This is a genomic window from Methylorubrum sp. Q1 (assembly GCF_004683995.1).
Taxonomy (GTDB): domain Bacteria; phylum Pseudomonadota; class Alphaproteobacteria; order Rhizobiales; family Beijerinckiaceae; genus Methylobacterium.
Genome location: NZ_SRHQ01000002.1, coordinates 240089 through 265721 on the forward strand (window position 1 = coordinate 240089; position 25633 = coordinate 265721).

At 69.0% G+C, this 25633-nt stretch carries 20 protein-coding genes; 10 read left to right on the plus strand and 10 right to left on the minus strand.

The annotated features are described in order from the left end of the window. Nucleotides 1-40: 40 nt before the first annotated feature. A complete protein-coding gene (locus tag E4V01_RS03035) occupies nucleotides 41-772 on the minus strand; it encodes a YggS family pyridoxal phosphate-dependent enzyme (RefSeq protein WP_060769235.1) in 732 nt (243 codons plus the stop codon). Between the two features lie 110 nt (nucleotides 773-882). Between E4V01_RS03035 and E4V01_RS03040 the strand changes: the two genes are divergently transcribed. The 8 genes from E4V01_RS03040 to E4V01_RS03080 all read left to right on the plus strand — a co-directional run bounded on the left by E4V01_RS03040 (nucleotide 883) and on the right by E4V01_RS03080 (nucleotide 11681). Then, the gene (locus E4V01_RS03040; RefSeq protein WP_135297346.1) at nucleotides 883-2010 is read left to right on the plus strand and encodes a DUF1963 domain-containing protein; all 1128 of its coding nucleotides are present in this window, start codon (nucleotides 883-885) and stop codon (nucleotides 2008-2010) included. Between the two features lie 113 nt (nucleotides 2011-2123). Then, the gene (leuS, locus tag E4V01_RS03045; protein WP_135297347.1) at nucleotides 2124-4742 is read left to right on the plus strand and encodes a leucine--tRNA ligase; all 2619 of its coding nucleotides are present in this window, start codon (nucleotides 2124-2126) and stop codon (nucleotides 4740-4742) included. A gap of 92 nt (nucleotides 4743-4834) precedes the next feature. Continuing rightward, nucleotides 4835-6169: a tRNA uridine-5-carboxymethylaminomethyl(34) synthesis GTPase MnmE gene (gene mnmE / locus E4V01_RS03050; protein ID WP_135297348.1), complete on the plus strand. Its 1335-nt coding sequence runs from the start codon at nucleotides 4835-4837 to the stop codon at nucleotides 6167-6169. Nucleotides 6170-6797: 628 nt separating this feature from the next. Next, on the plus strand, nucleotides 6798-7106 hold the full coding sequence (locus E4V01_RS03060; RefSeq protein ID WP_245517400.1) for a hypothetical protein: 309 nt from the start codon (nucleotides 6798-6800) through the stop codon (nucleotides 7104-7106). A 161-nt stretch (nucleotides 7107-7267) separates the two neighbouring features. Beyond that, entirely contained in the window at nucleotides 7268-9142 is a 1875-nt protein-coding gene (gene mnmG, locus E4V01_RS03065) for a tRNA uridine-5-carboxymethylaminomethyl(34) synthesis enzyme MnmG (protein ID WP_135297349.1), read from the plus strand. A gap of 34 nt (nucleotides 9143-9176) precedes the next feature. Further along, nucleotides 9177-9812, plus strand: a complete 636-nt coding sequence (gene rsmG / locus E4V01_RS03070; protein ID WP_135297350.1) for a 16S rRNA (guanine(527)-N(7))-methyltransferase RsmG — start codon at nucleotides 9177-9179, stop codon at nucleotides 9810-9812. Beyond that, nucleotides 9809-10669, plus strand: coding sequence for a ParA family protein (locus E4V01_RS03075; protein ID WP_135297351.1), 861 nt, complete (start codon nucleotides 9809-9811; stop codon nucleotides 10667-10669). The genes rsmG and E4V01_RS03075 overlap by 4 nt, the downstream gene beginning before the upstream one ends. Before the next feature lie 115 nt (nucleotides 10670-10784). Next, complete coding sequence (locus E4V01_RS03080; RefSeq protein ID WP_135297406.1) at nucleotides 10785-11681, plus strand: ParB/RepB/Spo0J family partition protein; 897 nt, start codon at nucleotides 10785-10787, stop codon at nucleotides 11679-11681. 30 nt (nucleotides 11682-11711) lie between these two features. Here the strand turns inward: E4V01_RS03080 and holA are convergent, their stop codons facing one another. Together holA and lptE are read right to left on the minus strand one after the other, a co-directional pair. Further along, complete coding sequence (gene holA / locus E4V01_RS03085; protein WP_060769244.1) at nucleotides 11712-12743, minus strand: DNA polymerase III subunit delta; 1032 nt, start codon at nucleotides 12741-12743, stop codon at nucleotides 11712-11714. A gap of 10 nt (nucleotides 12744-12753) precedes the next feature. Then, nucleotides 12754-13308, minus strand: coding sequence for an LPS assembly lipoprotein LptE (gene lptE / locus E4V01_RS03090; RefSeq protein WP_060769245.1), 555 nt, complete (start codon nucleotides 13306-13308; stop codon nucleotides 12754-12756). Between the two features lie 397 nt (nucleotides 13309-13705). On the opposite strand from lptE, the gene E4V01_RS03095 reads away from it, so the two are divergent. Next, entirely contained in the window at nucleotides 13706-14050 is a 345-nt protein-coding gene (locus E4V01_RS03095; RefSeq protein ID WP_135297407.1) for a hypothetical protein, read from the plus strand. A gap of 134 nt (nucleotides 14051-14184) precedes the next feature. After that, nucleotides 14185-15288, plus strand: coding sequence for a DUF2125 domain-containing protein (locus tag E4V01_RS03100; RefSeq protein ID WP_060769246.1), 1104 nt, complete (start codon nucleotides 14185-14187; stop codon nucleotides 15286-15288). 6 nt (nucleotides 15289-15294) lie between these two features. On the opposite strand, the gene E4V01_RS03105 is transcribed toward E4V01_RS03100, so the two are convergent. The 7 genes from E4V01_RS03105 to ispG all read right to left on the minus strand — a co-directional run bounded on the left by E4V01_RS03105 (nucleotide 15295) and on the right by ispG (nucleotide 25400). Beyond that, nucleotides 15295-16239 (minus strand): glycosyltransferase family 2 protein, encoded by a 945-nt coding sequence (locus tag E4V01_RS03105; RefSeq protein ID WP_135297352.1) that lies wholly within the window; start codon nucleotides 16237-16239, stop codon nucleotides 15295-15297. Between the two features lie 17 nt (nucleotides 16240-16256). Beyond that, entirely contained in the window at nucleotides 16257-17195 is a 939-nt protein-coding gene (locus tag E4V01_RS03110) for a prephenate/arogenate dehydrogenase family protein (protein WP_135297353.1), read from the minus strand. Then, nucleotides 17192-18310, minus strand: coding sequence for a histidinol-phosphate transaminase (locus E4V01_RS03115; protein WP_135297354.1), 1119 nt, complete (start codon nucleotides 18308-18310; stop codon nucleotides 17192-17194). Before E4V01_RS03115 ends, E4V01_RS03110 begins: the two co-directional genes overlap by 4 nt. A gap of 215 nt (nucleotides 18311-18525) precedes the next feature. After that, the gene (locus tag E4V01_RS03120; RefSeq protein WP_135297355.1) at nucleotides 18526-19035 is read right to left on the minus strand and encodes a hypothetical protein; all 510 of its coding nucleotides are present in this window, start codon (nucleotides 19033-19035) and stop codon (nucleotides 18526-18528) included. 146 nt (nucleotides 19036-19181) lie between these two features. After that, nucleotides 19182-21416, minus strand: coding sequence for a TonB-dependent siderophore receptor (locus tag E4V01_RS03125; RefSeq protein ID WP_135297408.1), 2235 nt, complete (start codon nucleotides 21414-21416; stop codon nucleotides 19182-19184). A gap of 335 nt (nucleotides 21417-21751) precedes the next feature. Continuing rightward, nucleotides 21752-23758 (minus strand): potassium transporter Kup, encoded by a 2007-nt coding sequence (locus tag E4V01_RS03130; protein ID WP_060769252.1) that lies wholly within the window; start codon nucleotides 23756-23758, stop codon nucleotides 21752-21754. Nucleotides 23759-24071: 313 nt separating this feature from the next. Beyond that, on the minus strand, nucleotides 24072-25400 hold the full coding sequence (gene ispG, locus E4V01_RS03135; protein ID WP_135297356.1) for a flavodoxin-dependent (E)-4-hydroxy-3-methylbut-2-enyl-diphosphate synthase: 1329 nt from the start codon (nucleotides 25398-25400) through the stop codon (nucleotides 24072-24074). Nucleotides 25401-25633 lie beyond the last annotated feature (233 nt).

Consider the following 25633-nt stretch of genomic DNA (forward strand, 5'->3'; position numbering starts at 1 on the left):
TCTGGTTGATGGATGAGCCGGCTCGTCGACCGCAAACGGTTCAGACCCGCTTCGTTCGCCGGCCGAAGATGGCCGTGCCGACGCGGACATGGGTGGCACCCATCTGGATCGCTGCGGGAAAATCCGCGCTCATGCCCATCGACAGGATCGGCAGGCCGTGGCGCTCGGCGATGCGGGCCAGCAGGGCGAAATGGGGGGAGGGCGGGTCGTCGGCCGGCGGGATGCACATCAGGCCGTGGATCGCGAGATTGTGGGTCTCGCGGCACTCCGAGAGCAGGACATCGACCTGATCGGGGGAGACGCCCGCCTTCTGCGTCTCGTCGCCGGTATTGACCTGGATCAGGAGCTTGGGCGCCCGGCCGCTCCGCTCGATCTCCTTGGCGAGCGCCGCGGCAAGCGATAGCCGGTCAAGGGAGTGGATCACGTCGAACAGCTCGACCGCCTCGCGCGCCTTGTTCGACTGGAGCGGGCCGACGAGGTGCAGCTCGACATCCGGAAACCGCTCTCGCAGGGCCGGCCACTTGGCCCGCGATTCCTGCACGTAGTTCTCGCCGAAGATCCGCTGGCCGGCCTCCAGCGCCGGCAGGATGCCCTCGGCCGGCACCGTCTTCGAAACGGCAACGAGGTGGACGCTGGCCGGGTCGCGCTCGTTGTCCTCGGCGGCCCGGCGGATGCTCGCGCGTACCTCCGCGAGCCCGGCCGCGACATCGGCCTCACCGACCGGCGGCTTGGCGTCGAGGGTCTGATCCGGGGTCTGGCTCTCATCCATCATGGGCCCTCCTTGCGGCGGCGCAGACGCGACTTCAAGGGTCGCGGCGTGTTTCCCTGCTTCGCACCCGCGATATCCTGGCCTCTCCCGATTCGAACGGAGAAGCCCCGCCGATGTTCGATACGCCCGCCGACGCCCAGGCCCAACTCGCGCAGCACTTTGCGCGCCCACAGGTCGAGAGGGTGGTCGCGGCGCTGGTGCCGACGCTCGTGTTTCGCCCGCTGCCGACGGGCAAGGGAAGTCTCGGTGGCACGCGGATCGGCGGGACACCGGACCTCCCGCCGGGGCTGACCTGGCCGCGCCGGGCCAAGCCCGCCGACGCGGAGGCGATTGCCAAGCGCGGGAACGCGGAGGCCGGTGAGGAGCTGCGGCGGCACTTCCGCAAGGAGCTGCCCTATGCCTTCTTCGCGCAGGTCGATCTCGGGGAGGCGCAAGGGCAGGCGAGGGGGCGGGCCCAGGGGTTGGCCAAGGAGTTGGCCAAGGGGTTGGCCAAGGGGTCGGCGAAGGGGGAGGGCGGTCCCGCCGCCGCTCTGCCGGGGCACGGGCGGCTGCTGTTCTTCTACGATCTCGTTGCCGGACCATGGGACAACGGCACCGAATCCGCCCGCGTGATCTGGGACGAGAGCCCGCGCGAAGGCCTCGCGCCCCAAACCATGCCCGCAGACCTCGCGGCGGCGGCCGACGCGCACCGGGCGGAGATCGCGAAGATCAACCGGCCGTTCAAGCGGCCCCTTCCGAAACCCGATTCCGGCACGCCCTATGGTGGCCCGGCCCGGCCGATGAGCCTGCACGCCACCCTGCGCCCGCCGGCGATCGAGAGCCTGGAAATGGACGCCCGACCGGCCCTGAAGGCGGCATTGGCGCTCCGCACCGATGGCGGGGAGCGTTTTCGCGACGCCTATCAGGACCTCTTCTCGAAGGCCTTCGACAGCGACTATGGAACCGCCAATGCCGGGCGGCGCAACCAGCTCGTCGGCTCGCCGCTGCCGGAACAGAGCGGTCCGCGCGTCGAGGCGGAAGTCGTCAGCCGGTTCGGCGTGCAGCACCTCGAACGGGACAAGATCGAGGCGCACCGGGCCGAGACCGATGCCGGCGCGCGGACATGGCGCCTCCTGCTGCAGATCGATATCGGCGACTTCCTGCAGGAAGACGGAGAGGGCACCGTCTACTTCCTGATCCGTGCCTCCGATCTTGCCGAGCGCCGCTTCGACCGCGTGGTGGCGGTCTATCAGCAGACCTGAATCGCGCCGATCGTTGACCCTTGACCGCACGGATATGCTAGGTGCCGGGCTTCGGCCCCCGCGACACCGTTGCGTGCGGGCCACTTCCTTTTCCGCTGATCCCGGCGCTCCCGATGACCGATTCCGCACAGCCCTCCCCGACCGCACACCAAGAGCGCTACAACGCCAAGGATGCCGAGCCGCGCTGGCAGCAGGCCTGGGACGCGGCCAAGCTGTTCGAGACGAAGAACGACGACGCCAGACCGAAATACTACGTGCTGGAGATGTTCCCCTACCCGTCGGGGCGCATCCATATCGGCCATGTGCGCAACTACGCGATGGGCGACGTGGTGGCCCGCTACAAGCGCGCCAAGGGCCACAACGTGCTGCACCCGATGGGCTGGGACGCCTTCGGCCTGCCGGCCGAGAACGCCGCCATGGAGCGCAAGGTCAACCCGCGGGAGTGGACCTACGCCAATATCGCCACCATGCGCGGACAGCTCCAGAGCATGGGCCTGTCGCTGGATTGGAGCCGGGAGATCGCGACCTGCGATCCCGACTACTACAAGCACCAGCAGCGCATGTTCCTCGACTTCCTGGGCAAGGGGCTCGTCACCCGCCGCACGGCGAAGGTGAACTGGGATCCGGTCGATCACACCGTGCTCGCCAACGAGCAGGTGATCGATGGACGCGGCTGGCGCTCGGGCGCGCTCGTCGAGCAGCGCGAGCTGACCCAGTGGTTCTTCAAGATCACCGATTTCGCGCAGGATCTGCACGACGCCCTCGACGGCCTGGAGCGCTGGCCGGAAAAGGTCCGGCTGATGCAGCGCAACTGGATCGGCCGCTCGGAGGGGCTGGAGGTGCGCTTCGCCCTCGCCGCGCCGTTCGCCGGCACGGACGAGGTGACAGTCTATACCACCCGTCCCGACACGCTGTTCGGCGCCCGGTTCCTGGCGATCTCCGTCGATCACCCGCTCGCCCGGGCGCTGGCCGAATCCGGCCCGAGGGCCGCGGAGCTGCGAGCCTTCGCCGAGGAGTGCCGTCGCATCGGCACGGCGCAGGAGGCGATCGATACGGCGGAGAAGCTCGGGTTTGACACCGGACTCACGGTACGCCACCCGCTCGATCCGTCCTGGGCGCTGCCGGTCTTCGTCGCGAACTTCGTGCTGATGGACTACGGCACCGGCGCGGTGTTCGGCTGCCCGGCCCACGACCAGCGCGACCTCGACTTCGCCAACAAGTACGGGCTCGGCAACACGCCGGTGGTCTGTCCCGAGGGGCAGGACCCGGACGCCTTCATCATCACCGACACCGCCTATGACGGCGACGGCCGGATGATCCATTCGCGCTTCCTCGACGGTATGACCACCGACGACGCGTTCCAGGCCGTCGCCGACCGGCTGGAGGGCGAAACGCTTGGGCATGCGCCGGTCGCCCGCCGAAAGGTCCAGTTCCGCCTTCGCGATTGGGGCGTGTCGCGCCAGCGCTACTGGGGTTGCCCGATCCCGATCATCCATTGCGAGGCCTGCGGCCCGGTGCCCGTGCCGGTGGAAGACCTTCCGGTGAAGCTGCCCGACGAGGTCTCGTTCGACCAGCCCGGCAATCCGCTGGAGCGGGATCAAACGTGGCGTCAGGTGCCCTGCCCGCGCTGCGGCGCGGCGGCGCGGCGCGAGACCGATACCATGGACACCTTCGTGGATTCGTCCTGGTACTACGCCCGCTTCACCGCGCCCTGGCTCGCCGACGCCCCGACCGACCGGACGAGTGTCGATCACTGGTTGCCGGTGGATCAGTATATCGGCGGCGTCGAGCACGCGATCCTGCACCTGCTCTACTCGCGCTTCTTCATGCGGGCGATGCAGGCGACGGGCTGGTCCGGCGTGTCCGAGCCGTTCGCGGGCCTGTTCACGCAAGGCATGGTCGTCCACGAGACCTATAAGGATGCGGCCGGCGCCTGGACGCCGCCCGCCGAGATTCGCTTCGAGACGCAAGACGGAGCACGCAAGGCTTTTCACGTGAAAACCGGCGAGCCGATCGAGATCGGCCCGACGGAGAAGATGTCGAAGTCGAAGAAGAACGTCGTCGACCCCGACGACATCATCGCCAGCTACGGCGCCGATACCGCGCGCTGGTTCATGCTCTCCGACTCGCCGCCCGAGCGTGACGTGATCTGGACCGAAGAGGGCGTGCAGGGTGCCGCCCGCTTCGTGCAGCGCGTCTGGCGCCTCGTCCACGGCGCGACGGCCGCGAATGGGCCCGGCGGCACCGCCGATGCCCCCCTGCGCAAGGCCGCCCACAAGGCGCTCGCCGCCGTCGGCGAGGATATCGAGCGCCTGCGGTTCAACCGCTGCGTGGCCCATATCTACACCCTGGCCAACGCCCTCGACGAGGGCCTGCGCGGCAATGCCTCGAGGGCCGCGGCGGGCGAGGCGGCCCGCATCCTCGTGCAGCTCATCGCACCGATGATGCCGCATCTCGCCGAGGAATCCTGGCGCGTGCTGGGCGGGGAGGGGCTCGTTGCGCAGACGGCTTGGCCGGCGGCCGATCAGGCGCTGCTGGTCGAGGACGAGATCACCCTTCCGGTCCAGATCAACGGCAAGAAGCGGGCGGACGTGACCGTTCCACGCGACGCGGACGCCAAGGCCGTCGAGGCGGCGACGCTGGCACTGGAGCCGGTGCAACGCGCCCTCGAAGGCCGGGCCCCGCGCAAGGTCATCGTCGTGCCCGGGCGGATCGTGAATCTGGTGGTCTGACCGGCCTCCCGCATAAAACAGGTCTCGCGGCTGCCGCGTCCCTCCTCCCCGCAAGAGGAATGGGGCGCGGCAGCGGGACAGCGTTCAGCACCATGCCCCCACCCCTTCCCGACCGTGACGACACCATCTTCGCCCCGGCGAGCGGCTTCGGCCGTGCGGCGGTGACGGTCGTGCGTATCAGCGGGCCGGCGGCGGGGCTTGCGCTCGACCTGTTGGCCGGCGTGCGCCCGGAACCGCGCCGTCTCTCCCTGCGCCGCCTGCGCGATCCCGACTCCCGCGACATCCTCGATCAGGCCCTCGTCGCATGGTTGCCGGGCCCTGCCACTGCCACCGGCGAGGACATGGTCGAGCTGCACCTGCATGGGGGCCTCGCCGTGCGGTCCGCCGTGCTTCGGGCGCTTGGACGCGTGCCGGGTTGTCGGCCGGCAGAGGCCGGGGCGTTCAGCCGCCGCGCCTTCCTCAATGGCCGCGTCGATCTCACCGAGGCGGAGGGGATCGCCGACCTCATCGACGCCGAGACCGAAGCGCAGCGTGTCCAGGCCCTGCGTCAGCTCGACGGCGCCCTCGGCCGCCAAGTGGCTGCATGGCGCGAGACCGGCATCGATCTGCTCGCCGGAGCGGAGGCGGCCCTCGATTTTGCCGATGAAGGCGATGTCGATGAGGACGGCCTCGACGCCGCCCTGTCCGGCCGCGCCGCAGCCCTGCGCGATGCGATCCGAGCCACGCTGGCCGACGGACGTCGGGGTGAGCGCCTGCGCGAGGGTTTCTGCGTCGTTCTGGCTGGCGCGCCCAACGCCGGAAAATCGACCCTGCTCAATGCGCTGAGCGGGCGCGACGCGGCTATCGTGTCGGACATTCCGGGCACGACCCGCGATGCCATCGAGGTACGCTGCGATCTCGGCGGGCTGCCGGTCGTGCTGGTCGATACCGCGGGCCTGCGCGAGACGGCCGATGCGATCGAGGCGGAGGGCGTCAAGCGCACGCAAAGCCGTATCCGCACCGCCGACCTCGTGCTCCATCTCGTGCCGGCGGACGGCAAGGCCGACGCCGAGCTTTTTGCGGCAGTCCCCGTCCTTCTCGTTCGCACGAAAACCGACCTCGCGCCGGAGGTGCCGGGGGAAAGCGGCCTTGCCGTCTCGGCCGTCACGGGTGCCGGACTCGACAGGCTCTTGGATGCCATCCAGGCCGCGGCTCAAACGGCCTTCGGTCAGGGCGACGCCCTCGTCACCCGCGAGCGTCATCGCGAGGCTTTGGCCCGGGCCGCGACTCATCTCGACCGCGTCGCCACCGCATCCGCCGGCTTCCCGCCGGAACTGGTGGCAGAGGATCTCCGGCTCGCCGTCCGGGCTCTGGGCGAGGTCGGCGGACATGTCGGCGTCGAGGAGATGCTGGACCGCCTCTTCGCCGGCTTCTGCATCGGCAAGTAGGGGACGCCGGCGGTTCGCGCCGGAACACGGCGATCCGGTTGCCCTCGGCGACCTGGAGGCCGATCCCGCCCCTCTGAAGCGCAGCAAAGGGCGCACCTGATCGACGACAGGAGCCTTGGGGCCACCGAGCCGCGACGCGTAGGTCGGCCTGGAGCATCGTCCCGAAAGCCGATAACCACCTTTCGGGACGATGCTCTAACCTGTTCCCCCGTTGCAAATGTCCAGCCCCCGCTACCGGTGAGGCCGAGACCTTCCGGGTTTCGCAGCAAGTCGGATGACAAGAATTTGAGATCCGCCGCGTTCATTGGGGGCGATGCAGGAATGGCGCGTGATGCGGAAGGGCCTGAACGATTTTTGCTCATCGCTGACCGGGAGGTTCGGCAGATCTGCGAGAACCATCCCTATCCACACCGTCGGACTGGAAGCTTGTCCCATGATGGGTTTATATTCCGCAAGTTTATTGCAGGCGATGTGTCGCGCACCATTTTATATTGCTTGATGTAACATATTTTTTCAAACGTAAGAGAAAAAGAGCAGTTTTTGACCGATCGTAGATTGTCATCACAGTGTATGATCATAAAATGCTCAAAAAATTGTCGGTCAGAGTCTTTATTCGCAGTGAGCCTTGATGCATCATTGCTTGCCTTTAGGCTCAATTACTGAATGCGATATGCCAAAATACTTCTTCAACGTGCATGACGGCCTCGACATCGCGGATGATGATGGAATCGAGTGCGTCGATCTGGAAGCGGCCCTGCGGGCAGCCGTCCATTATGCCGGTTCGCTGCTCAAGGAATCGGGCCACCGGTTGACCCTTGGGGATACGTGGTCCCTCGAAGTGATCGAAGAGGCGACCTCTTCGGCGTTTTGCATCGACCTCCAGATACGCCCCTTCCTTGCCTCGACCACCTCGGAAGCATCCCGGTCCGCGGCCTGACCTGAACTGCGCTGACCATCGGGCCTTCGCGGCGACTTGAACGTTTTGTAGGATGGACTTCGGAAGGGCGGGCAGGGCGGAAGGCTCCGAACCCTCGCCAAACCAAGCGATGAAGCGCGCCTGCGTTGACCTGTCCGATGGCGGGCGCATAAGCACGGGTCATGCACGCCCATTCTTTCAGTTACGACGTCATCGTCGTCGGCGGTGGCCATGCCGGTGTCGAGGCGGCCGCGGCAGCCGCGCGCGTCGGCGCCCGCACCGCCTTGGTGACGCATCGGGCTGCCACCATCGGTGCGATGTCATGCAACCCGGCCATCGGCGGCCTCGGCAAGGGTCATCTCGTGCGCGAGGTGGACGCCCTCGACGGGCTGATGGGCCGTGTCGCGGACGCCGCCGGCATCCAGTTCCGCCTGCTCAATCGCCGCAAGGGCCCGGCCGTACGCGGCCCGCGCACCCAGGCCGACCGGGCACTCTACGCCCGAGCCATGCAGGCGGCGGTCGCGGAGACACCGGAACTCACCGTGATCGAGGGCGAGGCCGACGACCTGACCGTGCGTTCAGGCCGTGTCGCGGGCGTGACACTCGCGGATGGGCGCGCGCTCACCGCGGCGGCCGTCGTCATCACGACGGGCACCTTCCTGCGCGGCCTCATCCATATCGGCGAGCGGCAGATCCCCGCCGGCCGCGTCGGCGAAGAGCCTGCCCTGGGGCTTGCGCGCACGCTCGACCGGCACGGGTTCGGCCTCGGCCGCCTGAAGACCGGCACGCCGCCGCGCCTGGATGGACGCACGATCGATTGGGCTACCCTGGAGATGCAGCACGCCGACGCGGAGCCCGTTCCGTTCTCGACCCTGACCGAGGGGATCACCACGCCGCAGATCGCCTGCGGCATCACCCGCACGACGCAAGCGGTACACGATCTGATCCGGGCCAACCTCCACCGCTCGCCGATGTATTCCGGCGGCATCAGCAGCCGCGGCCCGCGCTACTGTCCCTCGATCGAGGACAAGGTCGTGCGCTTCGGAGATCGCGAGGGCCACCAGATCTTCCTGGAGCCCGAGGGGCTCGACGATCCGACCGTCTACCCGAACGGCATCTCGACGGCGCTTCCCGAAGAAGTGCAGGCCGGCATCATCGCCGCCATCCCCGGGCTGGAGCGCACCCGCATCCTGCGCCCCGGCTACGCCATCGAGTACGATTACGTCGATCCCCGCGAACTCGACGCGACGCTCCAGACCAAGCGTCTGCCGGGCTTGTTCCTGGCGGGGCAGATCAACGGCACCACCGGATACGAGGAGGCGGCTGGGCAGGGGCTCGTCGCCGGCCTCAACGCGGCCCGGCTGGCGGGCGGCTCCGATCTTGCGATCTTCGACCGGGCCGAATCCTATCTCGGTGTGATGATCGACGACCTCGTCACCCATGGGGTGAGCGAGCCCTACCGCATGTTCACCTCGCGCTCGGAGTACCGCCTGAGCCTGCGCGTCGACAATGCCGACGAGCGCCTCACGCCCCGCGGCGCGACTCTCGGCTGTGTCGGCTCAGTTCGGGCCGCGCATTTCGCAGCTTCGCAGTCGGCGTTGTCGCAGGCGCGCACCCGCCTCGATACCCTGAGCCTCACCCCGAACGAAGCGGCCCAGCACGGGCTCGCCCTCAATCATGATGGTCTGCGCCGCAGCGCCTTCCAGATCCTGTCCTATCCGGAGATCGGTTGGGAGCGACTCGCGGCGGTCTGGCCCGAACTGGCAGCGGTGCCGCCGCGGGTTGCGGAGCGCCTCCGGACGGACGCGACCTACGCCGTCTATCTCAACCGGCAACAGGCCGACATCACCGCCTTCCGCCGCGACGAGGCGGTACGCCTGCCGACCTCCCTCGATTACGGCGCCATCGCCGGCCTTTCCAACGAGATGCGGGCGAAGCTCGACGGCGTGCGCCCGACGACTTTGGGGCAGGCCGCGCGCATCGAGGGCGTGACGCCGGCCGCTCTGACCCTGCTTGCGGCCCATGCCCGCCGGGGCCGAGTTCAGGCGTCGGCATGAGAATGTCGGCCTGCCCCGACGCAAGGACGGCAGAATGAGCACTGATCTGCGTACGCGTGTCCTGAACGAGCATCATGTTTCACGTGAAACAGCCGCGTCGCTCGATCTCTACGTTGCACAGCTTACCCGCTGGCAGACCGTCAAAAACCTCGTCGGCCCCGCGACGTTGAAGGAGGTCTGGCACCGGCATATCGCCGACGCCCTTCAGCTTCTTGCCATCGCCCCTGAGGCGACCCGTTGGCTTGACCTCGGCTCGGGAGCCGGAATCCCCGGTCTGATCCTCGCCATTGCCGGCAAAGAGCGGCCGGGCTTTCATGTCCGTCTGGTCGAGAGCAACGCGCGCAAATGCGCTTTCCTTTCAGAGACCGCCCGCCTCACCGGCGCACCGGTCATCGTTCACAATGCGCGCATCGAAGCCGTGATCGAAACCCTGACCGACACCGAAATCGTTTGCGCCCGTGCCCTGGCCCCGCTCACGCAATTGCTCGCCTGGACAGAACCTTTGTTGACAAGCGGCACCATCGGGCTGTTTCCGAAGGGACGTGATGCAGCCGCGGAATTGACCGAGGCCGAGGATGAGTGGACATTCGCCCGCGACCTGATTCCGAGCCGCACCGACTCGCAGGCACGGATCGTGCGCGTCACGTCGCTTTCCCGCGTGGACCCATGACCGACTCATCCACGGCCTCACCGGCGCAGGTTGCTCCTGCTCAAGCCAAACCGCTGCGCGTGCTCGCGCTCGCCAACCAGAAGGGCGGTGTCGGCAAAACCACGACGGCGATCAACCTCGGCACGGCGCTGGCCGCCATCGGCGAGCAGGTGCTGGTGATCGACCTCGATCCGCAGGGCAACGCCTCGACCGGTCTCGGCATCGACCGCCGCCGCCGCAAGGTCTCGACCTATCATGTCATGGCCGGCGAAGCGCCGCTGGTTGATGCGATCACGCCGACGGCGGTACCGCGCCTCTCGGTCGCCCCCTCAACGATGGACCTGCTCGGCCTCGAACTCGAACTGGCGAGCGCGTCCGACCGTGCTCACCGCCTGCGCAACATCCTCCGCGATCTCACGATGCCGGAGGGGGTCGAACCGATCAGCTACGTGCTGATCGATTGCCCGCCCTCGCTCAACCTGCTCACCATCAACGCGCTCGCTGCCGCCGACGCGGTGATGGTGCCGCTGCAATGCGAGTTCTTCGCCCTCGAAGGACTGAGCCAGTTGCTGCGTACCGTCGAGCAGGTTCGCGGAGCGCTGAACCCCAAGCTTCAGATTCAGGGTGTCGTGCTGACCATGTACGACCCGCGCAACAACCTCTCGACCCAGGTGGTCGCCGATGTTCGCGGCTTCTTGGGCGACAAGGTCTACGAGACGATGATTCCGCGCAACGTGCGCGTCTCGGAGGCGCCCTCCCATGGCAAGCCGGTCCTGCTCTACGATCTCAAATGCGCCGGCTCGCAGGCCTATCTGCGCCTCGCTTCCGAAGTGATCCAACGCGAGGGTCGGGCGCCCCCGCCCGCTGCAGCCGCCTAAGTGTCTCTCACAAAACGCCCGCCGTGCTGTCATCGCCAGAGCGAGAACGGTCAGAGACCGGGAGTTTTGTGAGGCACTCTAAGTCTTTTAAAAGTTTGGAGTTTCGATCGTGGCAATGGCGGATGATGCGGCGCGGCCGCGGCTCGGACGCGGCCTTGCGGCGCTGATCGGCGACTTTTCCGACGACGCGCCGGAGGAGGCGGCCCGCACCGCCGGGCACGCGCAGCGCAAGGTCGCCGTGGAGTTCCTGCGCCCGAACCCACGCAATCCGCGCCGCCGCTTCTCGGAGCCGGAACTCGACGAGCTGGCCGCCTCGATCCGTCAGCGCGGCGTGATCCAGCCGATCGTCGTGCGCGCGCTCTCGGGGGTGCCCGGCACCTTCGAGATCGTCGCCGGCGAGCGGCGCTGGCGCGCGGCCCAGCGGGCGGGCCTCAACGAAGTGCCGGTGGTGGTGGTCGAGATCGACGACCGCACCTCGCTCGAATACGCGATCCTGGAGAACGTCCAGCGGGCCGACCTGAACGCCATCGAGGAGGCGTCGGGCTACGAGCGGCTGATGGGCGAGTTCAAATATACCCAGGCCGAGCTGGCCGATCTGCTCGGCAAGAGCCGCAGCCATCTCGCCAACACCCTGCGCCTGCTCCAGCTTCCGCCCGCGATTCAGGACCGGGTGATCGCCAGCGAGATCACCGCCGGCCATGCCCGCGCGCTGCTCTCCGTGCGCGACCCGGAGGCGGTGGCCCGCCGGATCGTGGCCGAGGGGCTGTCGGTGCGCGAGGTCGAGGCGCTGGCCGCGGCAGAGGCCCCGCAGGACGACACGCCGCGCCCGGGGCGCCCGCGCCGCTCCGCCGAGGGCGACGCCGCTCTGCGCTCGCTGGAAGACGTCCTCGGCCGGGCACTCGGCTACAGCGTGGCGGTGAAGGCCAAGGCGAGTGGCGAGGGTGAGATCCGCATCCGCTACACCAGCGCCGAGGAGCGCGACGCGCTCTGCCGCAAGCTCGGCGGAGCCTGAGGCACGCTCCGCCGCTCTCATGAAGCGAACTCAGGCCCGCCGCCGCGTAGCCTCGATGGCGATCCGCAGGAACACCCCCTGCGCCTGGGCGTGGGCGAGGTCCGGCTCCGAGCGGCGGCAGGCGAGCACCGCGTCCTGGAGCCACGCCACGGCCTGTTGCAGCCCCGGTGCCGACCAGCGGGCGAGCTGGGTTTCGGCCAGCGCCTTGCGGCGGAAATGCAGGCCGCGCCAATTGGCGACGATCTGGCTCGCGCTGCCGCGCGGATTGTCGAGGCGTAGGGAGAGCAGCGTGAGGGCGTGGCGCAACCCGGCGCCGAGCATCGCCGAGGGGTCCATCCCCTCGTGGCGGAAGCGGCGATACTCGCGCTCGGCCTCGCTGGCACGGCCGGCGAAGGCCGCGTCGATCAGCGCGTTGAGGACACTCGCCCCGACGTCGCTGACGATCGCCTCGACGTCGTCCACGCCGACGCTGCCCTGGCCGCGGGCGTAGAGGGCGAGCTTGCCGATCTCGGACAGGCTGGCACGGCGATCGCTGCCGAGGCTGCCCGTCAGCAGGTCGCGGGCGTCGCGGTCGATGCGCAGCCCAGCCTCTTGCAACGTGCGCTCGATCAGGTCGGCGAGCGTGCGCTCGTCATCGGGGTAGCAGGGCAGGGCGAGCGCCTTGGGCGACCCCTCGCACAGCGTGCGCAGAGGGGCGGAGCGGGCGAGGTCGCCCGCCTCCACGACGATGCGGGCGCCTTCGGTCGGTGCCTTCAGCACCGCATCGACGGCCGGCGCGTAGTTGCGGCTGCCGGAGCGGACCCAGATCGTGCGGCTGCCGCCGAACAGGCCGACGGTGCCGGCCTCATCCACCAGGCGGCCCGGATCGGAGGCGAGGGTGTCGCCGTCGATCCTGATGAGCGCAAAGGGGTCGTCCGGGTCGGCGACCATCCCCCGGACCAGCCGCATAGCCCGGTCGGCGACGAGGCCGACATCCGGCCCGTAGACCAGAACCACCGCGATGCGCGGATCGGGGCCGCGCCGGACCAGCCCCTCGACATCGCCGGCTTTGACCGCCGTCATGCCACGCCCGTCAGGGGTTCGTTTTGACGGTGAGGACGGAGGCGATCCGGGTCTTGATCTGGTCGGCCAGCACCTTGGCAAGGCGGATCTCGGCGTCGCGCGCGGCGCGCAGCGAGGCGAAACGCTGGATCGAGCGATCGTAGGTCGCGGTGCCGGTTGCGACGCCCTCGGTGAGGACGCGGCGTCCGTCCAGGCTCTCCAGCGAGAATTTCACCGTGCCGACGATGGTGCCGGCCTCGGCCCGCGCTGTGGTCGAGGAGACGATCGGGGTCTGTACCTGCTCGGAGCCCTGCATCTTCAGCCGGTAGCGCTTGGGCACGGCGGGCTGGCCGGAGCCGTCGAGATCGAAGATCAGCTCGCTGCGCAGATAGTGCCCGAGGCGATCCTGATCCTGGGCCATGTTGACGTCATCGACCTGGATCGCGGCGAGCAGACCCTGCATCGACTCGCCCGATGCCGTCGGCCCGTAGAGGGGACGGAAGCAGGCACCGAGATTCAGCGCAAGGCCGGCGGCGAGCGCGAGCCGCGCGATCCGAACCCCCGGCCTGTTCCTCGCCACACCCATCACCCGCCCCAAGGCTGTTCCTCGCCGCGTCACGTCGATCCGTCCGAAAACCGTCGCTCCGACCCCAAGCGCAGCACACCGCTCCGCTTGTACGGCAGGCATTGCGCCCGGTCACCCTGCCAGACTCATGCTTTAAGGATGCTGTGCGGCGGGACGATGATCGCTCGACCGAATCGGGACGCCGGGAGACGCATTCGCTTGTGGAACCAAGCGGTGATCCCCACTTTATCCTGACCCCGGAAACCGCTCCGAACCCGCGCCTTGACGGCGATCGGACAAGCGCAGTAGAACAGAACAAATGGCGAACAAGCGAGCCTTGTCCTGGTCGGTCGCGCTGCGCGATCTGAAGGACGATCGATCCCGGAGAGCGGATGTGCGCGAGGAGCGTCTCCGAACCATGGCGGGCCTGCGCGGCGTGGCCGCCCCCGCTTTGAGCGCGTGGCGCGGGCGGTCCGGCCGCCGCTACGTCGTCGGCGTCCACGACCTCGCCGAACCCGACCTCGCCGAGGTCGATGAGGGGGTGGTCATCGCCGTGCGGCGGGACGAAGCCGGCATTGCCCAGGCGGTTTCCATCGCCGCGACCGGCAAGGGGCCGCGCGAGCGTCTGCACTGCAACTGGCTGGCCCGCGCCCGCCAGGAAGGCGCGACGGAGATGCACGTTCACCGCCTCGCCGAGGGGGAAACCGAGCGCCGCGCCGTCGTGCTCGACCTCGCCGCCGACACGGAGCAGGCGAACGCCTGACCCCGCGCGCGGCCGGCATGCACTCGCCGGCCTGTGAAAGCCGGAGGGAGGGCAGGGCCCTTGCCTTGGACAGCCCCGGTCTCCAAACACGGGGCGTCCGGCCTCTCCCGCCGGGCCGCGCAGGAACGAGGCCGATGGCGCAGACACCCGATCCGATTTCCGGCGGACCGCCCCCCCGGCGGCGGCGAATCGGCCTGTTCCTCCCCTACATCCTGCTCGCCACCCTCGTCGTCGCCTGGACCGCCGCGTGGTTCTTCATCCGCGGCAAGGCCGAGAGCGAGATGGATGCGTGGCTTGCCCGTGAGGCACAGGCCGGCCGGCAATGGACCTGCGCCGACCGCTCGATCACCGGCTATCCCTTCCGCCTCGAACTGCGCTGCGGCTCGGTCCGCTTCGCCCGCTCCGACGGCAATTTCACCCTCGGGCCGACCACCGCCGTGGTGCAGGTCTACGATCCGCGCCACGCCGTCCTCGAAGTCGCCGGCCCCTTCCGTGTCGAGCAGGGCGATCTGACCGCCGACGTGACCTGGACGTCTCTCGAAGCGAGCTTCCACGCCGCCTCGAACGGCTTCAGCCGCGCCTCCCTCGTCGTCGATGGCCCCAAGGGCACGGTGCAATCCCCCGATCCCGGGCCGGTGGACTTCGCCGTCCAGCACCTCGAACTCCATGCCCGGCCGACTCCGGGCCGCTTCGAGAGCGACGGCGCCGTCGATATCAGCCTGCGCCTCGCCAAGGCTGCCGTGCCGCGGCTCGACGCCCTGAGCGGCAGCGGCGACCCGGCCGACGTCGATCTCGACACGACCATCGAACGGGCCACGGTGCTGCGCACCGGCACGGTGGCGCGGGAATTGGAGAAATGGCGTCAGGCCGACGGCCGCCTCGACGTGACCCGCCTGTCGATCGCCAAGGGCGAGCGCCGCCTTCAGGCCAAGGGCGAAGTCGGCCTCGACGAGGCGCATCGCCCCGAGGGACGCTTTGAGATCCGCGCGCTCGGGCTCGAAGCCCTGATCGGGCAGGTGATGGGCCAGCGCTACGGCTCGGACAAGGGCGCGTTGATCGGCAACCTCGTCGGCCAGTTCCTCGGGGGCCTGCGCAAGCGCGAGAGCGCCGCCGGCGAGGTGCAGGCGGCCGACAGCCCCAACGGCCTCAAGCCCCTGCCGACGCTGCGCCTGGGCGACGGGCGCCTGATGCTCGGCCCGCTCGCCGTGCCGAACGTGGTGCTGCCGGCCCTGTACTGAACGGGCCTACCAGGGGCGCGGCGCCCCGAAGATCTTGCGCCGGACGAAGCGCCCGGCGGCTTCCACCCGCGGCCTGTGCAGATGGCGCAGCCGCCACAGGCGATGCTCCCGCGGCGCGACCGGCTCCGCCAACTCGGGCACGGCGGCGCTGCGTGCGCGCAGCCGCGCGGCCTCAGCCGGGGCGACGCTCTCCCCGTAAGCCAGGAGATGGCGCATCTCGTCGAGGGTCGGCCGCACCCAGCTGGCCGTCCGGGTGCACGGATCCGTTTCCGCGCGCGTTTCGGGTGGTGGCGCGCCCGGAGCGGGACGGGGATAGTGGTTGAGCCGGATCTCCCCGTGCCGCACGGCGAGGATGGCGCCGGGCCGCTGCGGGTCCGGCTCGGCGGGGCCGAAATCGCTCATCAGCCGCTCGCCCTGCACGAGTTCCGTCATGTGCGGGTCGGCGATCGTGGCGACGGCGCCCTGCCGGTAGATCGATGTGACGACGCGGTTCTCCGCGTGGTCGGCCTGCGCGAGAGAGCGAGGGAAACGGCGCAGGACGAGCCCGGAGGCGGGCCCCTCCGGCGCCGCGGTGTCGAAGACGCGCCGGTTGACCACCACCGCGCCGGCATGCGGCGGGATGCGGGCGATCCAGTCCTCGATCGAACGGCCGGGGGCCGGCACCAGAAATTCATCGGTGCCGAGGAAGGCGGCGAAGCGGAACAGCCGCGCCCACGAGGCGAGGAAATGGTCGTAGGCCGCAAAGAGCGGCGTGCGGTCGATGCGGGTCGGGCAGGGCAGGGTGGTGACCCCGATCGCCGCCTGCGCCTTCAGGAGCGCCGCAGCCTCGCCGTGGAGTCCGTTGTCGTAGATCACGAAGTGGCGCACGCCGACCGCCCGGTGGAAGGCGAGCCACTCGAACAGCTCGGGTGCCGCACCCTCGACGACGGCAACGATGGCGAATGTGCGCATCTCGGGCGCCCTTTCCTTCAGCTCTGCTTCGCCGCGGGCGCCGCCGCGTTGCGGGCGCGGCCGAAATCCGGCTCGGCCGTTTCCTGGCCCATGGCGACGATGCCGCGGCGGATGGTTCGGGTGCGGGTGAACAGGTCGTGCAGGGCCTCGCCGTCGCCCCAGCGGATCGCCCGCGACAGGGCCGACAGATCCTCGTTGAAGCGCCCGAGCATCTCCAGCACCGCGTCGCGGTTGGTCAGGAAGATGTCGCGCCACATGGTCGGGTCGGAGGCGGCGATGCGGGTGAAATCGCGAAAGCCGCCGGCGGAGAACTTGATCACTTCCGACTGGGTGACCTCTTCGAGGTCGGCGGCCGTGCCGACGATGTTGTAGGCGATCAGGTGCGGCACGTGGCTGGTGATGGCGAGCACGAGGTCGTGGTGCTCGGGCGTCATGGTCTCGACGATGGCGCCCAAGCCCTGCCACAGGCCCTGCACCCGCTCGACGGCCGCCGGATCCGTCCCCTCCGGCGGCGTGAGGATGCACCAGCGGTTCGAGAACAGGGTAGCAAAGCCCGAATCCGGCCCGGAATACTCGGTGCCCGCCACCGGATGCGCCGGAACGAACGGATTGTCCGGGGACAGATGCGGCGTGACGGCCGCCACCACCGCGGCCTTGACCGAGCCGACATCGGAGACTACCGCGCCCGGCTTCAGATGCGGCGCGATCTCGGTCGCCACCGCGCCGATGGCGCCCACGGGCACGCAGAGGATGACGAGATCGGCCCCGGCCACCGCCGAGGCTTCGGTGCTTGCCTCGTCCGCCAGACCCAGGGCCTTCACCCGCTCGATCACGCCCGCGTCGCGGTCGATCGCCACGATCGCCCGCGCCAGCCCGTAGGTCCGGGCGCCGCGGGCGATCGAGGAGCCGATCAGGCCCAGCCCGACGATGGCGAGGCGCTCCACCCCCTCCGTCACGAACGCTTGGCTCCCAGGAAGGCGGCCAGCGCATCCACGAAGGCGCGATTGGCCTCCTCGCTGCCGATGGTCACCCGCAGGGCGTTGGGCAGGCCGTAGGAGGAGACGCGCCGCACGATCACGCCCGCGCGTGTCAGATGCGCATCCGCTTCCGCCGCCGTGCGGCCGGGCCTGTCCGAAAAGTGGAGGAGCAGGAAGTTGCCGACGCTCGGCGTCACGGTGAGCCCCAGTCCCTCGACCTCGCGGGTGAGCCAGGCGAGCCATTCGTCGTTGTGGGCCACCGCCGCGGCAACGTGGGCCTCGTCGGCGATGGCCGCCGCGCCGGCCGCAATGCCGCCCGCCGAGAGGTTGAACGGTCCGCGGATGCGGTTGATCGCATCGACCACGGCCTCCGAGCCGACCATCCAGCCGATGCGCTGCGACGCGAGCCCGTGGATCTTCGAGAAGGTGCGCGTCATCACGACGTTGGCGGCATCGAGCGCCATTTCGAGGCCGGCCGTGTAGTCGTTGGCGCGCACGTACTCGGCATAGGCTCCGTCGAGCACGAGGAGCACGTTGCCGGGCAGCCCGGCATGCAGGCGGCGCACCTCCTCGAACGGCAGGTAGGTGCCGGTCGGGTTGTTGGGGTTGGCGAGGTAGACGATCCGGGTGCGGGGCGTGACCGCGGCGAGGATGGCATCGACATCCGCCGTCAGGTTCGTTTCCGGCGCCACCACCGGCGTGCCGCCTGCGGTGAGGATCGCGATGCGGTACACGAGGAAGCCGTGCTCGCAGAAGATACCCTCGTCGCCCGGCCCGACGAAGGCCATCGCCAGAAGCGTCAGCAGCTCGTCCGAGCCGGCACCGCAGACGATGCGGGCGGGATCGAGCCCGTAGCGTGCACCGATCGCCGTGCGCAGGCGGGTGGCGCTGCCGTCGGGATAGAGGGCCAGCGTCGCGGCCTCCGCCCGCAAAGCCTCGATCGCGCGCGGGCTCGGGCCTAAAGGCGTTTCGTTCGAGGAGAGCTTATGGACCTTCGCCACGCCCGGCGCGGCGCTCTTGCCGGGCACGTAGGCCTCGATGGCGAGCACGCCGGGGCGCGGCTGAGGGCGAAGCACGGGATCGGTTGCGGACATGGGCCAGGGCCAGCGGGAGAGTCGGACGCGGGTATCGCCCGTCCCTCTACAGCATTTCGCGCCGACGGGGAGCCGCCGCCGACCCCGATGCGCGCCGATCAGGCCGTCGCCAGAGTCGCGACGTGGCAGACTCTGGCGCCCCGCGTGGTGATTCGGACCTCTTCCCAGGTCACGCCTCGCTCATCGCGGCCCTCTCTCCGCCGGGATTGGGGCCGCTATGGCTGCGCCGGCTTGCCTTCCGGCGCAGGGATCGGCTCGCCGGAGCCCGGCGGCAGCAGGACGTTCTTCACCACGTTCCCCTCCGGACCGTACTCGCCGGCCACCGCGAGGCAGGCCTGCTCGCGGTTGAGGTTCATCTGGTTGGACATCAGGGTGAAGATGCCGATCACCCGGTTGCCGAAGGGGCCGCGGGGGCTCACGTCCTCGGGCCGCGTGTTCTGCTTGGCGAGCAGCGCCTCGAATTCGGGCGCGTTGAGCCGATAGCCGCAGACGTTGACCGCCGAGAAGATGTAGGCGGCAAATTCCAGCGCTCGCGGGCTCGGCGCGTTGCGGATCGGCCGCGGCGGGGCGGCCTCCTTCGAGGGCCCTTGCGATGGCCCTTGCGAGGGCTCTTGCGAGGGTTCTTGCGGCGCGGTCGCGGCGGGCGGTGGGGCGGTGTCCTGCGCGACGGCAGGGTAAGCCATGCCACCGATCAGGGCGGCGGCGATGAGGGAGCGGACGATCATGGCGGTGGGGCGTTCCTCGAGATACGGATTCTCACGATCCGCTTAGGCAAACCCGAGATAGCCCGGCCGCCCGCCGCCTCCAAGCTGACGCGGGGCCCGCGGACGGGTCCTGCGGCGATTCGTGCACGGGAGCCCGCGCCAGAGGCTCACCAGCGATAGCTCACACTCGCCAGCACGCGGCGGGCCTCGCCGTAGAAGCAGGAATTGGCCGACTGGCACGAGGTGACGAAGCGGCGGTCGCCGAGATTGGCGGCGGTGATCGCCATGCGCCAGCGCTCCCAGTTGTAGTGCACGGTCGCGTCGAACAGGACGTAGTCCGGCACTTTCAGATTGTTGAGCTGGTCGGCGTAGGAACGCCCGACATAGCGCACGCCGCCGCCGAAGCCGAAGCCGCGCCAGTCGCCCAGGGGGATCGTGTAGTCGGCAAAGACCGAAGCGAAGGTCTCCGGCACGTTGGTCGGGGTCTTGCCGACGAGGTCGCCGAGTGCGGCGTCCCGGACCCGGGTGTATTCGAGGTCGTAGTGGGTCACGGCCGCGACGACGTTCAAGCCTTCCGCGAGGCTGGCCACGAACTGCCCCTCGATACCGCGCGAGCGCACGGTGCCGAGCTGGGTGCTGCCGAACCCGACGATGACCGGGAAGGGCGGGTTGTCGCGCACGAGATCGAAGGCGGCGATGTTGAGGGAGAAGCGCTCGCCGACCGGCTCGATCTTCAGGCCGACCTCGATCTGCTCGCCCCGATCCGGCGAGAGCGACGCCCCGGTGATGGCATCGATGCCGATCTGCGGCTGGAACGAGGTCGAGTAGGCGACGTAGGGCGCGATGCCGGGATCGAAGTTGTAGAGCAGCGCGATGCGGCCGGTGAGCGCCGTATCGGTACGGGACGTGCTCGTGTCCGGCGCGAGCTTCTTGAGCACGTCGCTGTTGGCGATATCGTAGCGCAGGCCGCCGATCAGGCTCAGCCGGTCGGTGAGCTTGATCTGGTCCTGGGCGTAGAAGCCGAGCTGCCGGAAGCTGTTGACGTCGACCTGATAGGGCAGGGGTCGGCCGACGATCTGCCCGTAGAGCGGGTTGATGATGCTCAGATTGGGGCCGGGGAAGAGCGAGGCCTGATTGTCGTAGAGCGAGTAGTTCTTGTAATCGATGCCGAACAGCACGCCGTGGGCGACGAACCCATCGGAAAACCGCGCCTCGGCCTGGTTGTCGACCTGGAACAGGCTGACCTTGTCGCTGTACTGGAACTGGTAGCGGGCGAGCTGCGTCTGCGGCAGGTCGGCGTAGCCGAGCTGGCCGATATACGAATTCTGCGTCGCGTCCGAGAACGAGTAGCGGAAGTTCTGGCGCACGGTCCACACGTCGTCGACCGCGTGCTCGAACTCGTAGCCGGCGAAGACCTGCTCGCGCTGGAAGCTGTTGATGCGCGGATCACCCACGTTGAGAGAGCGGTCGATGCGCAGACCGCTCGCGTTGGGGCGCACGGTGCCGGCATAGGGCAGGAAGTTCGCGGTCACGGCCGTGGAATCGCGTTGATAGCTCGTCAGCACCGTGAAGGTGGTGCCGGCATCCGGCCGCCACGTGACGGCCGGGGCGATGTAAGCGCGGTCGGAATCCGCGCCCTCGACCTGTGTGCCGCCCTGACGGCCGATACCGGTGAGGCGGTAGAACAGATGGCCCGAATCGTCGGCCGGACCGCCGACATCGAAGGCGCCGTAGACCTGCCCGAACGAACCGCCGGCGATCTCGACATAGCCGAAGGGGGCCAGCGTCGGGCGCTTGGTAACCTGGTTGACGAGGCCGCCGGGGTTGCCGGCGCCGAACAGCACGGCAGCCGGGCCGCGCAGCACCTCGATGCGCTCCAGGCCGAAGGTCTCGGTCTTCAGCGTGCCGAAGCCGTAGTTCAGCAGTTGCAGGCCGTCCTTGTAGATCCCGTAATCGCTCGCCACGAAGCCGCGCAGGGTGAAGAAATCGACGCGCTCGTCGGCGCCGTAGACGCCGGAATAGATGCCGGCGGTGTACTGCGTCGCCTGGGTCAGCGTCTGCGCGCCCTGCGCCTCGATCTGCTCGCGGCCGATCACGGTGATCGCCTGGGGCGTCTCGATCAGGGGCGTGTTGGTCTTGGTCGCGGTGACCGAGCGGGTGGCGACATAGCCGGCGACGGGGCCGCGCGGATCCTCGGGTGCCGCGCGTCCATCGGCACCGCGCTGGGCCGGCGGCCCGCCGGTGGCGCCGGCGGCGCGGCCGCTGCCTTCGACCGACAGTTCCTCCAACCGTGCCGTCGCCTGTTGTGCGGCGGCTGCGACGGTCAGGGCCATCAACGAGGCGCCTGCCAGCGCCATCGTCCGCAGGGCGCGGACGCCGACGAGAGTGCGAACCGAGCCCATACTCATGACCCCATCTGACCAGAACAGCCGACAGCCTCCGCAGGGACGCGCGGAATGGGATCGGTCTGTTGTTTGGAATTATGCTAAACTGTTGTTGTTGCTTGCTTTTCGTAAGCTCAGCCGTAAGAGACGACGCGCAGGCACGCAAGACAGTCGCGCGCAAATGACCGTCCTGTAGCGAGCCGGCCACAGGATTTCTGCGCAACCATCGGATGTCGTCTTCGGGGAGGACGATGCTCTAGGCTCTTGTTTTCGCATCATCTTTTTTCCGAAAGCCGGCAACCACCTTTCGGGACGATGCTCTGGCGACCCCGCCGCGAGGCGGGCGCCGAATGCTACACGGTTACTTGCGTGCCGACCTCGACGACGCGGCCGGTCGGGATCTGGAAGAAGTCCGTCGCGTCGTTGGCGTTCTTGGCCAGCGTGATGAAGATTCGGTCCTGCCAGAGCGGCATGCCGGAATGGGCGGCCGGGCGGATCGAGCGGCGCGACAGGAAGAACGAGGTCGACATGATGTCGAACTTGAAGCCCTCGCGCTTGAGCAGCGTCAGGGTGCGCGGGATGTTGGGCGTCTCCATGTAGCCGAAGCGCATCACCACCCGGTAGAAGCCGAAGCCCACGGGCTCGATGCGCACGCGCTCGGCCTGGGTGGCCCGGGGCCGGTCCATGGTCTCGACGGTGAGTACCACGTTCTTCTCGTGGATCACCTTGTTGTGCTTCATGTTGTGCAGGAGCGCGGCAGGCGCGATCTGGGGGTCGCTGGTGAGGAAGACCGCGGTGCCCTTCACCCGCTGGTAGGAGGTGCTCTTCTCCAGCATGCCGACCAGTTCGACCAGCGGCACGTCGGTCTTGCGGGTTTTGTTGAAGAGGATCGTGACGCCGCGCACCCAGGTCCACATCATCAGCATCAGGCCGCCCGCGAGCATCAGGGGCACGTAGCCGCCCTCGTGCAGCTTCAGCAGGTTCGAGAGCAGGAACAGCGACTCGAGCACGATGAAGGGCATGATGATCGCCGCCGAGACCAGGGGCGAGAGGCGCGCGACCTTCCACAGCACCACGTAGGCCATGGAGGCGGTGAGCAGCATCGTGCCCGTCACCGCGATGCCGTAGGCAGAGGCGAGCGCCGAGGAGGAGCGGAAGGTGATCGCCAGGATCACCACGCCCAGGGCGAGCAGGGTGTTGATCTGCGGCAGGTAAATCTGGCCCGAATGTGCTTCCGAGGTGTGGCGGATCTCCATGCGCGGCAGCATGCCGAGCTGGATCGCCTGCCGCGACAGCGAGAACGCGCCGGTGATGACCGCTTGGCTCGCCGTGACGGTCGCGAGCGTGGCCAGCAGCACCATGGGGATCAGGCCCCATTCCGGCACGAGCTGGTAGAACGGATCGGTGGTCTCAGGCTTGGCGAGCACGAGGGCGGTCTGGCCGAGATAGTTCAGGACGAGGCAGGGCGCGACGAGGCCGAGCCACGCCACCTGGATCGGGCGGCGCCCGAAATGGCCGAGATCGGCGAACAAGGCTTCCGCTCCTGTCACCGCCAGGAACACCGCGCCGAGCGCCACCAGGGCGCCGGTGCCGTGGCCGAGGAGGTAATGCACGGCGTACCAGGGATTGAACGCGGCCAGCACGCCGGGATTGCCGGCGATGTGCGGCAGGGCGGCGGCGGCCATGGCCAGGAACCAGACCACCATGGCCGGCCCGAAGAAGGTCGCGACCCGCGCCGTGCCGTGGCTCTGCACCGCGAACAGGCCGAGGATGATCGCCACCGTGATCGGCAGCACGTAACCCTCGAAGGCGGGCGTGACGAGCTTCAGGCCCTCCACCGCCGAGAGCACCGAAATTGCCGGGGTGATGACGGAATCGCCGTAGAACAGCGAGGCGCCGAGCAGGCCCAGCATGAACACGATCTTGGAGCCGCCGAGCGCGTGGCGGGCCTGGGCCATCAGCGAGAGGATGCCGCCCTCGCCGTTGTTGTCCATGCGCAGCAGGATCGCGACGTACTTGATCGTCACGATCAGGAGCAGCGCCCAGATGATGAGCGAGGCGGTGCCGATCACCTCCTCGGCCAGCAGGATACCGTCGCTGCGCGAAGGCGCGAGCGCTTCGCGGAAGGCGTAGAGCGGGCTTGTGCCGATATCACCGTAGACGACACCGACGGAGCCGACCGTGAGGGCCCAGAAGCCGGTCTTGGCGTGGCCGTGGTCCTCCTCCGGGGACGCATCGACCGCGCCCGCCGAGGCTGCGACCGGCCCTCCCTCGCCGGGCGCCGGCCCGCCCGCGGGCGCGGCGACGGGGCCGTCCGGCGGGGTGGATCCGGCGGTATGGGGGCTGTCGGGCTGGGTCATCGGGCAGGCGTGCCTGGGCTCGCGCGTCGTCCGGCCGGATGTGCCGGAGTCGCATGAAGGGAATGCGTCGGAGATGCGGATCGATGCGCGCCGGAAACCGCGGCGCCCCTGTAGCGGCCATACCACCGCAAGCCGGCGCGCGGCACAGGAAAACGGTCCGCGTTCGGGTCGCGAGGCGCGATCCGGACATCACGGCGGGCGCGAGGCGGGGCGGAGGGCAGGGTCGACGACCCGGCGCGGGCCGTTTCGGACAACGAAGGGCGGGCCGCTCTCCTCACCGCGAAGGTTTCGGGAGCCGGCCCACCCGCGGGGCTCACTCGGCGGCGTCGCGCTTGCCCTGACCGAAGCGGCGCTCGATGTAATCGACCACGATCGTCTCGAAGTCCTTGGCGAGCGTGGCGCCGCGCAGGGTCATCGCCTTCTTGCCGTCGATGAACACCGGAGCGCTCGGGCTCTCGCCGGTGCCGGGCAGCGAGATGCCGATATCGGCGTGCTTCGATTCGCCGGGACCGTTCACGATGCAGCCCATCACCGCGACGTTGAGGCCTTCCACGCCCGGATAGGTCTTCTTCCACTCCGGCATGGAGGTGGAGATCCAGTTCTGGATGTCGCGGGCCAGTTCCTGGAACGTGGTCGAGGTGGTGCGCCCGCAGCCGGGGCAAGCCGCGACCAACGGCACGAAGGTGCGGAAGCCCATGGTCTGCAGGAGTTCCTGCGCGGCCTTCACTTCGACCGTGCGGTCGCCGCCGGGCTCGGGCGTCAGCGAGTAGCGGATCGTGTCGCCGATGCCCTCCTGCAGCAGCACGCCGATGGCGGCCGACGCCGCGACGATGCCCTTCGAGCCCATGCCCGCCTCGGTCAGGCCGAGATGGATCGCGTAGTCGGAGCGGCGCGCCACCTCGCGGTAGACCGCGATCAGATCCTGCACCGCCGAGACCTTGGCGGAGAGGATGATGCGGTCCTTCGGCAGGCCGAGTTCCACCGCCCGGTCGGCGGAGGTCAGCGCCGATTGCACCATCGCCTCGCGCATCACCGCGCGGGCGTCGATGGGGCGGGGCAGCTTGGCGTTCTCGTCCATCAGGTGCGTCAGCAGGGCCTCGTCGAGGGAACCCCAGTTCGCGCCGATGCGGACGGTCTTGCCGTAGCGCACCGCCTGCTCGACGATGGTCGAGAACTGGGTGTCCTTCTTCTCCTTGAAGCCGACATTGCCGGGATTGATCCGGTACTTGGCCAGCGCCTCGGCGCAGGCCGGGTGGTCGGAGAGGAGTTTGTGGCCGATGTAGTGGAAGTCGCCCACCAGCGGCACGTGCACGCCGATGCGGTCGAGGCGCTCGCGGATCTTCGGCACGGCGGCCGCCGCCTCGTCGCGGTCGACGGTGATGCGTACGAGCTCCGAGCCGGCGCGGGCGAGCTGGGCGACCTGGGCCACGGTGCCGTCGATGTCGGCCGTGTCGGTGTTGGTCATCGACTGCACGACGATCGGGGCGCCGCCGCCGACGGTGACGGCCCCTTCGCCGCTGCCGATCTGCACGCCGACGGTGCGGTGGCGCGGTGCCGGCCCGGCGATCTCCGGCCCCGTCATGCTGGGGCTGCGGGAGTCGATCGGGTTTGCCAGGGCGTCGGGAGCTTCCATGACTTCCATCGTGCCTTCGCGGGTCAAACTGTCGTCCGCGCGTGCCGGCTTTCGGCGTGATCCTATCCGAATCCGGTTCGATCCGCGACCTGGAGATCGTCTCCGCGCCGCGCCCGCGCGGACGGATGCGCAGCATGCCTCGATACGAGGCCGCTTCCATGTCGCATCCCGAGCGGGATGTCGAGCGTATGCAAGGATGTCAGGAGACGAAAGCGCCTTATCATACCTTGCATTCGCGTCCC